At 41.7% G+C, this 11,290-nt stretch carries 10 protein-coding genes; 9 read left to right on the forward strand and 1 reads right to left on the reverse strand.

Annotated features, from left to right (window positions below):
* Positions 1–120: 120 nt before the first annotated feature.
* The 5 genes from EDD59_RS17205 (at position 121) to EDD59_RS18355 (ending at position 5,399) form a co-directional block, all read left to right on the forward strand.
* On the forward strand, positions 121–1,515 hold the full coding sequence (locus tag EDD59_RS17205; RefSeq protein ID WP_132384140.1) for an FAD-dependent oxidoreductase: 1,395 nt from the start codon (positions 121–123) through the stop codon (positions 1,513–1,515).
* A gap of 33 nt (positions 1,516–1,548) precedes the next feature.
* On the forward strand, positions 1,549–2,580 hold the full coding sequence (locus EDD59_RS17210) for a sugar ABC transporter substrate-binding protein (protein WP_165920996.1): 1,032 nt from the start codon (positions 1,549–1,551) through the stop codon (positions 2,578–2,580).
* A gap of 52 nt (positions 2,581–2,632) precedes the next feature.
* The gene (locus tag EDD59_RS17215; RefSeq protein ID WP_132384144.1) at positions 2,633–4,135 is read left to right on the forward strand and encodes a sugar ABC transporter ATP-binding protein; all 1,503 of its coding nucleotides are present in this window, start codon (positions 2,633–2,635) and stop codon (positions 4,133–4,135) included.
* Positions 4,122–5,096 carry an ABC transporter permease gene (locus tag EDD59_RS17220; RefSeq protein WP_132384146.1) on the forward strand — a complete coding sequence of 325 codons (975 nt, stop codon included), beginning with the start codon at positions 4,122–4,124 and terminating at the stop codon, positions 5,094–5,096. The genes EDD59_RS17215 and EDD59_RS17220 overlap by 14 nt, the downstream gene beginning before the upstream one ends.
* A gap of 120 nt (positions 5,097–5,216) precedes the next feature.
* On the forward strand, positions 5,217–5,399 hold the full coding sequence (locus tag EDD59_RS18355) for an FAD-dependent oxidoreductase (RefSeq protein WP_279233375.1): 183 nt from the start codon (positions 5,217–5,219) through the stop codon (positions 5,397–5,399).
* 314 nt (positions 5,400–5,713) lie between these two features.
* Here the strand turns inward: EDD59_RS18355 and EDD59_RS17230 are convergent, their stop codons facing one another.
* The gene (locus EDD59_RS17230; protein ID WP_279233376.1) at positions 5,714–6,379 is read right to left on the reverse strand and encodes a helix-turn-helix transcriptional regulator; all 666 of its coding nucleotides are present in this window, start codon (positions 6,377–6,379) and stop codon (positions 5,714–5,716) included.
* A gap of 281 nt (positions 6,380–6,660) precedes the next feature.
* Between EDD59_RS17230 and EDD59_RS17235 the strand changes: the two genes are divergently transcribed.
* The 4 genes from EDD59_RS17235 (at position 6,661) to EDD59_RS17250 (ending at position 11,182) form a co-directional block, all read left to right on the forward strand.
* Positions 6,661–7,038, forward strand: a complete 378-nt coding sequence (locus tag EDD59_RS17235; protein ID WP_132384152.1) for a RidA family protein — start codon at positions 6,661–6,663, stop codon at positions 7,036–7,038.
* Positions 7,039–7,085: 47 nt separating this feature from the next.
* Positions 7,086–8,531, forward strand: coding sequence for a Na+/H+ antiporter NhaC family protein (locus tag EDD59_RS17240; RefSeq protein WP_132384154.1), 1,446 nt, complete (start codon positions 7,086–7,088; stop codon positions 8,529–8,531).
* A 94-nt stretch (positions 8,532–8,625) separates the two neighbouring features.
* Complete coding sequence (locus EDD59_RS17245; RefSeq protein ID WP_132384156.1) at positions 8,626–9,915, forward strand: L-cysteine desulfidase family protein; 1,290 nt, start codon at positions 8,626–8,628, stop codon at positions 9,913–9,915.
* Between the two features lie 253 nt (positions 9,916–10,168).
* On the forward strand, positions 10,169–11,182 hold the full coding sequence (locus EDD59_RS17250) for a carbohydrate kinase family protein (protein ID WP_132384158.1): 1,014 nt from the start codon (positions 10,169–10,171) through the stop codon (positions 11,180–11,182).
* Positions 11,183–11,290 lie beyond the last annotated feature (108 nt).

An 11,290-nucleotide genomic window follows, 5' to 3' on the forward strand; every position in this document is an offset into this window, starting at 1 on the left:
TGTCAAGTGTTTTCGGCAAAAAAGGTGGGTGATTTTTAAAATAAAGGGATGGAAAGCCTTGAAAAATGAAGGCTGGAAATTCCGAGAACTTATATAAAAATAAAGGAGGACTATTAGATTATGAACAAGAAGATAACAATGCCGGCACAAGAGTGTGGTGTAGCTGCAGATGTTGACGTGCTTGTAGTCGGCGGAGGGGCCGGCGGCATTGGAGCAGCCATCGGGGCTGCATTAAATGGCGCCAGCACAGCCATCGTTGACTTGTATGGCTCTCTGGGTGGCTTGCTGACAAATGGCTTTATTACAAATTGTGAAGCCGGAGTTGCAGTATCAGGAGATAACATACTTGTGAAAGGTGTGTTTGAAAAACTGGTGGATCGTATGGTAGAAAAAGGCGGAGCCATCAGAGGATATGAGCTGGTAAAATCAAACAAATATTATCCATTTGACAGTTCACGCTGTGAGAATGATCTCCAAATCACACCTTGGGATCCGGAGGCATTTAAACTTTCAGCGGATGAATTAATGGAAGAGCATGGTGTGAAGACCTTTTTTTATACTATGGTCACAGATATCCTGATGGAGGGAAATAAGGTTTATGGAGCAGTAATTGAAAACCGGTCCGGACGGCAGGTGATTTTAGCAAAACGAATCATCGACTGCAGCGGCAATCTGGTTATGGCAAGAGCAGCAGGTGCAGAGTGCAGAGGGGTCGGCGAGAAGGGCTCCATGACTTTGATGTTTAGAGTCGGAAATGTCAAAAATGTGACACCGTCATACAAAGCAAATGTAAAAGATGTGCCTTACGGTGCTGTCAACTTTTTCCCGCTGCCGAGAGAAGGAGAATTTCGTGTGGAAATGACCCGCTATATTGGAAGCGAAACCAGTGCGGAGGATTATACAAACGGCACCATTGAGTGCAGAAAACAATGCGGGCAGGTGCTGAAATTTTTGAAGGAAAAATGGACTGGTTTTGAAGATGCCTATATCATAGATTCCGCTCCGGCATTGGGAACCATCTGTCAGCCTCATCTGGTGGGCAAGAAAGCAATGACTAAAGAAATTATTTTAAATCAAGAGGTTATGGAAGACCGAATTGCAATTACTGCCTATGGTATTGACCTACACAGCCAGGAAGTCGGAGGACAGAATCTTTTGTATTATTTAACACCGGGCGATTACTACGGAGTACCTTATGGAGTCCTGGTTCCCAAAACAGAGATTGAGAATTTACTGGTTGCAGGGAAGTGTGTGTCTTCTGAGGAAGATGCCACCAGCGGAGTGCTGTGCTCCGGAATTTGTATGGCTCTGGGTGAAGCTGCAGGAACGGCCAGTGCCATGAGCATACAGTCAGATGTGTCCGTCAGAACTATAGACGTAAAACTGGTTCAGGAACGGCTGCTTCAGCAGGGGGCAATTATTGATCCTGTTCCGATCCCAGAGGTAAACAAGTATCCGGTATATGAAAGTCCATTGAAAAAGGACCCGTCTCTATTAAAAAAGTTTATGAATTAATTTCTCAATTATAGGATAAAAATGGAGGATATTATGAAGATAAAGAAAATAGTTGCAGTTGTAACAATGATTGCATTGTGTCTGTCTATGGCAGCATGTGGAAAAACGACCTCGGATTCAAATTCCGAATCGCAAAAATCGGGCACCAGTAGTTCAACAGAAAGCGATTCTAAGGACAAGCTTCAAATTGTAGCAACGGTTCAATCCCAGCAAATAAATTTCTGGTCTAATGTTCAGCATACGTTGGAGCGTCTGGCTGAGGAAAACAATTTTGATTTAACAGTTATGGACATCAACAGTGATGTTACAACCTTTAATAATATTATTGATGATATTATTTCCATGAGGCCGGATGGTGTAATTACCTGTGGACTGGAATCGTCTACATTGACAACTCAGGTAAAAAAGCTGCAGGAAGCAGACATCCCAGTTGTAACTTATAATATGCAGCCTGACAAGGAAATTTGTCCTATGGTAATAACAGACCATGAGGAATTTGGAAAGGTTGCCGGTGTTGCTGCCGCAGAGTACTGGAAAAAGCAGCATCCGGACACAAAGCCTGTGGGCGGGGCAGTTGATCTATATTCCGCACCTGTATGCGCATTGCGGGTTCAAGGCTTTGAAGAAGGATTTCAGACAGTTTATCCCGATTTTGAGGTGCTTCAGTCAGTTGACGGTGCGGGTTCACGTTCTACATCGCTTTCAGCGGCAGAAGATATGCTTCAGGCAAATCCGGATATAAATGTAATCTTTGGTATTAATGCAGATTCGGGACTTGGAGCCCTTGATGCGTTGAAGGAAAATGGAAAAGGCAATGTAGAAGATTCTCTGGTAGCATGTGTAGACGGCACAGAGACGGATTGTGCTGAACTTAAAAATCCAGACAGCGCATTAAAGGCGGTTGCAGGAAACTCTCCGAGAATTATGGCAGAAACAGCATGGAAATTGCTTTCATCCGTACTTGACGGTGATCTGCCAGCAAAAGAAGGGCATGCTGAACGCATGGAAATAGTGAGTGTTACACCGGACCAGGCAGATTCTTGGGTAAAAGAAAACTTTGAGTAAACTGACATAGATAAGGAGGCTGGAGGCGGCAGACTGCCGCCTCCACAGAAATATGGCTGAAGATATCGTATTGGAATTTCGGAATGTAAGCAAAAAATTTGGTTCGGTAAAGGCACTGGATAACATTAGCTTTGGGGTACAGAGAGGGGAAGTACATTGTCTGGTCGGCGAAAATGGGGCCGGCAAATCTACTTTAATGAAGATTCTGTCAGGAGCTTATGATATTACAAGCGGGAAGATTTTTATGGATGGGAAAGAGACAAGAATTACAAACCCATCCGAGGCATCTAGATTAGGGGTTACAGTTGTATATCAGGAAATGAATACAGTTGATAAACTATCAATAGTCGACAATATTGTTCTGGGAATGGAGAATGCCAAACTAGGATTTAACCTGAAAAAGGAAAATATAAAATTTGTAAAGCCTTATTTAGAGAGAGTGGGGCTTAGCGTTAATCCAGATACAGTGATGGGTACTTTAAGCATTGCACAGAAGCAGATGGTTATGATAGCAAAAGCGCTGGCTCAGAAAGTTAAAGTACTGGTATTGGATGAACCCACTGCCATGCTCAATGAAAATGAAGTGCGTATTTTGTTTGATATAATAGCCAGTCTGAAAAAGGATGGCATTACTATAATCTATATATCACACCGTATGGAAGAAATTTATGAAATCGGTGATCGGATTACAGTACTCAAAGACGGAACCTACGTGGGAACATTTGAGCGTGACAGCATTTCTATGGACCAGCTAATTGTAAAAATGGTGGGAAGAGAACTAAGTGCTGTATACCCTGACAGAAAACGTGAACGGAAGGGAGCGCTGCTTAAGGTTAAGGATTTAAATAATCAGAATGTTTCAGATATTTCCTTCACCCTATACCAGGGAGAAGTTCTTGGTGTTGCAGGTTTGGTTGGCTCCGGAAGAAGTGAGATGCTAAGAGCAATCTTTGGAGCTGATGCTAAAATGTCCGGAGAAGTGTATATGAAGGGCCAAAAGGTTGACATAAATTCTCCCCGGGATTCTATCAAAAAGGGAATTGGATTTGTCCCAGAAGACAGAAAAACGCAGGGAATTATCCGGTGTCTCAGTGTAAAAGAAAATCTCACGTTGATTTATTCTCAGCTCAATGCCAACCATGGATTCCTGAAAAAGAAAAAGGAAAACAAAGTAACAAGAGACTATATTAATAGGATGAATATTAAAACACCGAACAAGGAGCAATTAGTGGGGCGTCTAAGCGGAGGAAATTCACAGAAGGTTGTTATTGCAAAATGGCTGAGTATAGCTCCTGATATTCTCCTGTTAGATGAACCGACACAGGGGATAGACGTAGGAGCCAAGGCTGAAATCTATCAATTGATTGATCAATTGGCCCGAGAAGGAATCGGTGTTATTGTAGTTTCATCAGATTTAATGGAAATTATTAATTTAAGTAATCGGATTTTGGTTATGAAAGATGGCAGCATTGCAGGAGAGCTGTCCGGAGATCATATTACAGAAGATCAAGTTATGTTATATGCTATGGGGGTAGAGTCCAATGAAGCAAGCTAAGTTAAGTGTAAGTACGATGCAGAGAATGGCAACATTATTTATTTTGGTTGTTATAATGATAGCATTATCTTTTATCAGTGATAAATATTTAAACTTTAATAATCTTATAAATATTGTACGCCAGGAATCTACGCTGATTATTATTGCGAGTGCAGCGACAATACTTATGATATCGGGAGGCATGGATTTATCGCCGGCCGGAGTTATGGCCTTGACCAGCGTAATATTAGCTAAATTGTGTGTAGCAGGTGTAAGTTTACCGGTAGCCATTATGATTTCATTGCTTGTGGGTGCTGTGACAGGACTATTCAGTGGTCTTCTGGTTGTGGTAACGAATGTGCCGCCAATGATTGCGACCCTTGGAACCTGGTATATCACCAAAGGACTTGCCTATGCCCTCAGCCACAGCTATGCAATCGTGCAGGGGCTTCCGGAGAATTTTGGGTGGATATCCAAATATGTCGGACCGTTTCCCCTGATGGTTGTCATTGCTGCGGTTATATTTATAATTTTTTACATTATTTTAAATAAAACTCTTTTGGGTAAATATGCATATGCGATTGGTGGAAATGCAGAAACGGCCCGTCTATCTGGAGTCAGAGTAAAAACGATTCAGTGTACTTTATATGTGCTTACCGGATTAATGTCCTCCATTGCAGGTGTTTTGATGTCTTCCAGAATAGGCTCAGGAGATCCTAATTTGAGTCTGTCAGGTATTGAATTTGAGATCATTGTGGCTATCATTTTAGGCGGCACCAGTCTGCTGGGCGGACAAGGAACCTTGATCGGTTCATTGATCGGAGCCCTGATATTGGGAAATCTATCAAATGGAATGAATCTGTTGGGCATTGGAACCGTATATCAATTTATTGTACAGGGCGCCGTGTTGATTATAGCTGTTGTAGTCGATCTGTTCCTCAAAGGGAATGGAGTTAAAATAAAGAAAATCCGGAAGGCCTAAAGCCCCGTTTTAAGGAGGAGTAAAAGCATCTTTTAAAGATTATATCTGCCTGCCCTTTTCTTTTGGGCAGCGATACTAATTTAATTGCAGGTAATACAAAAAGACAGATCAACTGTCGGATTGGAAGCAACATTTCCTATTCTAAAAACTGAAAACCCGCAGAAAGTAGTGATAGTAGGCGGAGGATCAGGTGGGTTAGAAGCTGCTAAAGTTGCGGCTGAAAAAGGCCATGATGTGTCTTTATATGAGAAAAATCCGATATTAGGAGGACAAGTTGCCGCAGCAGCTACCCTCCCCATTTAAAGCACAGTTGAAAAAATTCTTAGAATATCAAATCAAACAGGTCAATAAGCTTGGGGTGGAAGTGATTCATCCTTCATAGCTTTAACGCATCTTGCATTTCTTTGACCTTATTTTTAATATTTCAGTACCCTTGTCTTTTTTAATTCTAAATAAATTTTTATAATCAAAATATCTGGAGCATAGATAAATTATATTTTTGCAACAGAGTGCGTTGTATTTTCAACGATATTGTCTCTATTCACAATTCCTGTATGGTGTCTAATTTTATAAAAAGGGATAAGGTGCCGTGACAGTATTTGCAGTAAAGTGAACATCTAGCTGTTCTTTTCTCTCTGGCTGATATACCGATAGACTGTCGATTCAGATATATCGAGCTGTCTGGCAATCTCCACTATAGCGCCTTTCATACGGGGAATTCCCTGTTCGGCGAGCTCCCATACGATCTGCATTTTTTCATCTCTTGTCATGCGTTCCGGCAGAATGTTGGATTCTGAGATTGTTTTGGCAATAATCGAATTCGCATAGGATGCGATTGATAAATCCAGATTTTCCTCGATGACATCTGTTTCTTTCCCTGCAGAGATAACCGGACCGAGATTAAAACTTTCGATAAATTGTCTGGTAGACTCATAAAAGTTCTTAGTTGTACTGGTATCCACATTAATACACAGCATTCCAATCAGCTTCCCTTGATTTTTAATATAGTATGTGGAGGCAATAAAATCTTTTCCTCTTGAAGTTGCCCGGTAGTTGACAAGGTAATCCTGTCCTACGTACTCTCGGTTTGTTTTTATATTAAAAGCAAAATCTGTCAAAGAGCTTCCGATATTTCTTCCGGAATGGTAGCCGTGGCTGATTGCAATGACAGAGTGTTCAGGATGTGAAACATCATGTAGTACAACCTCCGCATTTTTTCCCATTGCTTCTCCCAGAAAGTTTACGAGTGAAACAAATAAGTTAAGTATCTCACTATTGGTCATAACTGTACCCAGCCTTTCTATGCAGAAATCTGCATTAGAAAAACGCAAATCAGATGCTGGAAATGATTTGACTGTTTATCCTTTCTTTATATATTTCCATAAGTCTTATTCACCTGTATCAAAAGCTAATATACATTTTTACTGATAAGTTGTCAATAAAACTATAAAAATAATAATAAATTATTTTTTTTGATAAAAAATTATTGCAATTTTCTCCTACAAGGAGTATTTTTATATTAAGGTTGATAAACAAAAGTTGAAAAAGGAAAGGGGGAATTAAAGTGGAGAAATATAAGCTGGAGTCGAGACTGGCACCTGCAGCTATCGGTCCATATTCACAAGCAGTCAAATCGGAAGGCACGGTATATGTATCAGGCCAGTTGCCGATCGACTGCACGACAGGAGAGATACCGTCCGAGGATATCCGGGTTCAGACTAGGCAGTCACTGACGAATACGAAAGTCATATTGGCAGAGGCAGGATATAGTATGGATAGGATTGTTAAGACGACAGTATATCTTCAGGATATGGATGATTTCAGTGCAATCAACGAAGTATATCAGGAATTTTTTGAAGACCCGTATCCGGCAAGAGCTGCATTTCAGGTAGGCAGGCTGCCCAGGAATGCAAAGGTAGAGATTGAAGCGGTTGCAGTTTAACTAAGAGGGAAGGAAAACAGAGTAATTACGGAAGTGAGGAGATTTATATGGAAGAAAAAAGGTTGGAATTTCGTGGAAGCAGTTTTTGTGCATTGATCCCATTTGCTATATTTATAGTCATAACAATCACGCTTTCATTTTTTAATGCGGCGGATCTGAACATGATGATTGGTGCCGGTGTTATTGGCCTGCTGGTCGGCATGCTGTTTGCAAAGAATTTGGAACAATACTGGGATGCAGTACTGGAAGGGTTGGGCTCTAAGGTTGGTATGACCGCTGTTATGCTATGGTTGGTAGTCGGCATTTATGGCAATATCTTAAAAAGCGGACATATCGTGGAAGGTCTTGTATGGCTGAGTGTGAAACTGAGTGTAAGCGGTGCGGCATTTACCGTGGCAGCATTTATATTTGCAGCAATCTTCGCAATGGCGACAGGCTCCGGTTTTGGTACGATTTCTACCATGAGTTTTATCCTGTATCCGGCAGGAATTCTGTTAGGTTCACAACCGGCAGTTTTGGCAGGAGCAATTTTATCTGGAGCAGCTTTCGGAGATAATCTGGCACCGGTTTCCGATACGACGATTATAGCGGCAACAAGCCAGGAGTACGTAAATAAAGAAGGAACGGCTGATATCGGAGGCACAGTCAGGACAAGAACCAAATTCGTACTTGTAGCGGCTGCTATCGCTATAGTTTTATTCTTTATCTTCGGGGGCGCAGGAAAGTCTACAGATTCTGCAATGGCAGCGGAGATGCTTGCACAGTACCAGAATCCGAAGGGGCTTCTCCTTTTGATTCCTACTGCAATTGTAATCTTTCTTGCGATTAAAGGTGTAAATATCTTTGCAGCATTGGGAACCGGTATTTTTACAGCTATCGTGATCGGTCTAGCATCAGGTTTATTTGGGCTTTCAGCAATTGTAACCATGAAAGACGGAAACTTGATTGGTGCAATACCTGAAGGTGTTGCAGGTATGACTACCGTTTCCATCCTATTGATTATGGTTGTGGCAATGGGAAATCTTCTGGTTAAGAGTGGATGCATGGATAAAACTGTTGACTGGCTGAACGATACCGTGATCAAGTCCCCAAGAGGTGCAGATATTGCCATCTTTTCACTTGCTACAATCTTTGGCATTTTGATTGCAGCGATTAATACAATTGCAAATATCTGTGTCGCACCATTTATCAATGCTGTAGGTAAAAAGAACAATCTGCACCCGTACAGACGAGCGAATATCCTGGCAACGGCAATCTGCTCATTCCCGTTCTTCCTGCCGTTTGGAGGATGTGTACTGCTTTTGCTGGGCGGGCTCTCTACAATGATGGATACATACCCATTTCTACCGACTCTTGCTCCGACCGATATGATGTTTACAGCATTTTACAGCTGGGCGATTTGGGTGGTTATGCTTGTAACATGTATCACTGGTTGGGACAGAACATTTGAGGGAAAAGACGGCGAAATAGTCCGTGAGAAAAAACAAAAGTAGGAAAAGTAGGAAATAGTTAGACAGCTAAGATTAACAAAGAACGGAGATAGAAAATAACAAAAATGAATGAATTTGGCAGAGGAGGAAATGAATTATGCATGAACTATCACAAATGATTAAGGATGATATGAAACCTGCATTGGGAGTTACAGAGCCGGGGGCTATCGCCTTCGCAGTGGCTAAGGCACGCAGCTATACGGCTGGGCAGCTCGTAAGAGTAAACGTTGCAATGAACAGCGGAATGTATAAAAATGCATTTACCTGTGGGATTCCCAATAGCAAGGAGGTAGGAAATGTATTTTCAGCCGCCCTTGGATATGTTGCCGGAAATGCAGAGAAGGGTTTGGAGGCTCTGGCTGATGTGAAAGAGGCGGATAATACAGAAGCACAAAGGCTGATAGATGAAGGGAAAATTACAGTTGAATTGAGTGGGATTACAAGCAGAATCTTTATTGAAGCGACTGTGGAGACCGTGACCGACAAGGCAGTTGTGAGCATACGTGATTCGCATACAAATATTACCAAGATAACGGTAAATGGTAAGACAGAACTGGAAACGGAAGATGAGAATAAGTCAGAGGATGCAGAGACTTCGGAAGAAGGTCATTCTATTCACCAGTATACCCTGCAGCAGATCTATGATTATATTACCACAGTGGATATTGAGGAAATCAGTTTTATAAAAGAGGCCTATAAGGTGAACCTGGAGCTGTTCCATGAGGGGCTTAAGAATCCAAAAACTACCTTTGCAAGGCATCTGCTGGAATTAAATGGAGGAAAGGAAGTATCTGAAAATGAGCAGTCGACGGCGTCCTTGATGTGTAATGCAGCAATTGAGGCGAGAGTGATTGGGCTGGATAAACCGGCCATGAGCATTACAGGATCAGGGGCTCATGGGATAATCGCGACCATGCCTCTGTATGCGGCATATAAAGTGAATGGTTATACAGAAGAGAAACTCCTCCGCGCAACTGCGCTGAGCTATCTGGTCTGTATGTTTATCAAAGAATATTCCGGAAGATTATCCGCATTCTGTGGATGCGCGATCGCTGCAGGGTCCGGTATGGCATGTGCACTCGTGTATCTGCGCGGCGGCACAGTGGAGATAATGGCACATACACTGAATAACATGGCAAGCAGCATTACTGGAATGATTTGCGATGGTGGAAATCAAGGATGTACCATGAAAGGAATCGCCGCTGTAGATGCTGCGTATAAATCAGTAGATTTTGCAATGAGCGGGATCTATATCTGTGATGTACATGGAATCAACGGAAAGACTCCGGAAGAGACCATGAGAAATATGGGACTAATCGCATCCCCTGGAATGACAGGGACGGAAAAGACTATTGTGGAGATTTTTGAGGATAAATTAAAGAATTAGGCCAGAAAATATAGAATTATATACATAAGAAAATACCCGACTGTAGTGTAAACTTACAGCGGGGTATTTTTTTGTATAATTATAATTGGGATTTAGTAAGAAAAACATTGACATTTCTTAGTTTGTATTCCCATTTTTGACAATCAAAATCCGTAGTTCCCTGAAAAAGTTTTTGAGGATATTGACATTTAATTGTAAAGGTGTTTTACTAATATTTATAAGGAAGGAGTTATGCCATGTAAGGAGGGAACAGATGAACAAGAGAGGAATCAATATCGCTGGCAGTATGCTTGTTGATTACGTCAAAAAAATCGACGTTTACGCACAGAAAGGTATGCTGTGCAATATCTCGGATATTTCGAAGAGCGTGGGTGGGTGTGTACCTAATACGTTGTGTGATCTAGCAGCACTTGATGATACACTGCCGCTCAAATGTATCGGTATGATTGGAAGAGATGAGGATGGCAGATACTTGAAAAACGAGTTGAAGAGAAGAAAGATTGATATTTCAGATGTAAAGGAAACGGACGATTCTTATACTTCCTTTACAGATGTGATGACTGAAGAAAAAGGTGGTGACCGAACTTTCTTTCAGGCTCGGGGCGCTAATCGTTTGTTAACAGCCGGGGATATCCCATATGACCGTCTGTATGAAGGAATTTTTCATATTGGATATGCTCTTTTACTGGATGAACTTGATGCTGAAGACGAGTACTATGGAACTGTGATGGCACGTGTGCTGCACAGGATCCAGAAGAAGGGTATTGCAACTTCGATGGACGTGGTCAGTGAAGAAGGAGATCGTTTTGCCAAAATCGTCACACCAAGTCTTAAATATCTCAACTATCTGATTATTAATGAGATTGAAGCCGGCAAAATCACGGGCCTTGTGATTCGTGGATGTTTACAGAAGATTGATGATGAGGCATTGTGGGCAGCTGGAGAAAAGATTCTTGATCTGGGAGTCAGAGATTGGGTCATTATCCATGCTCCTGAGGGTGCTTGGGCCATGAACAATAAAAGGCAGTATTATTACTGCCCATCCTTGAGTCTGCCAAGTGATTACATCAAAGGAAGCGTGGGAGCAGGTGATGCTTTTTGTGCAGGGATGCTGCTGAGTCTGTACCAGAAAAGGAGTATGGAAGAGGCTCTTAAGATAGCTAATACTGCTGCAGCTGCCAATTTGTCGGCCATAGATTCGGTTTCTGGTATGAAGAGTCTGGCTGAGGTACAACAGTTATATATGCAATACGGACTAAGAAAATAGCAAAAGTTAACAAAAATAAGTTCTCGGAATTAGAATCATCTAATTCCAATGCAGATTGAAAATTGAATACTGGCAGTTTTGGAGTAAAAGAAGATATTTTTGTGTATA

Origin of the sequence: Muricomes intestini (assembly GCF_004346165.1) — a bacterium.
In the GTDB taxonomy this organism is placed as follows: Bacteria; Bacillota; Clostridia; order Lachnospirales; family Lachnospiraceae; genus Muricomes; species Muricomes intestini.

Excerpts from the sequence above, each read along its gene's own strand:
- EDD59_RS17240 (WP_132384154.1), top strand. The coding sequence starts at position 7,086 with ATGGAAGAAAAAAGGTTGGAATTTCGTGGAAGCAGTTTTTGTGCATTG.
- EDD59_RS17210 (WP_165920996.1), top strand. The coding sequence starts at position 1,549 with ATGAAGATAAAGAAAATAGTTGCAGTTGTAACAATGATTGCATTGTGT.
- EDD59_RS17230 (WP_279233376.1), bottom strand. The coding sequence starts at position 6,379 with ATGACCAATAGTGAGATACTTAACTTATTTGTTTCACTCGTAAACTTT.
- EDD59_RS17220 (WP_132384146.1), top strand. The coding sequence starts at position 4,122 with ATGAAGCAAGCTAAGTTAAGTGTAAGTACGATGCAGAGAATGGCAACA.
- EDD59_RS17250 (WP_132384158.1), top strand. The coding sequence starts at position 10,169 with ATGAACAAGAGAGGAATCAATATCGCTGGCAGTATGCTTGTTGATTAC.
- EDD59_RS17245 (WP_132384156.1), top strand. The coding sequence starts at position 8,626 with ATGCATGAACTATCACAAATGATTAAGGATGATATGAAACCTGCATTG.
- EDD59_RS17205 (WP_132384140.1), top strand. The coding sequence starts at position 121 with ATGAACAAGAAGATAACAATGCCGGCACAAGAGTGTGGTGTAGCTGCA.
- EDD59_RS17215 (WP_132384144.1), top strand. The coding sequence starts at position 2,633 with ATGGCTGAAGATATCGTATTGGAATTTCGGAATGTAAGCAAAAAATTT.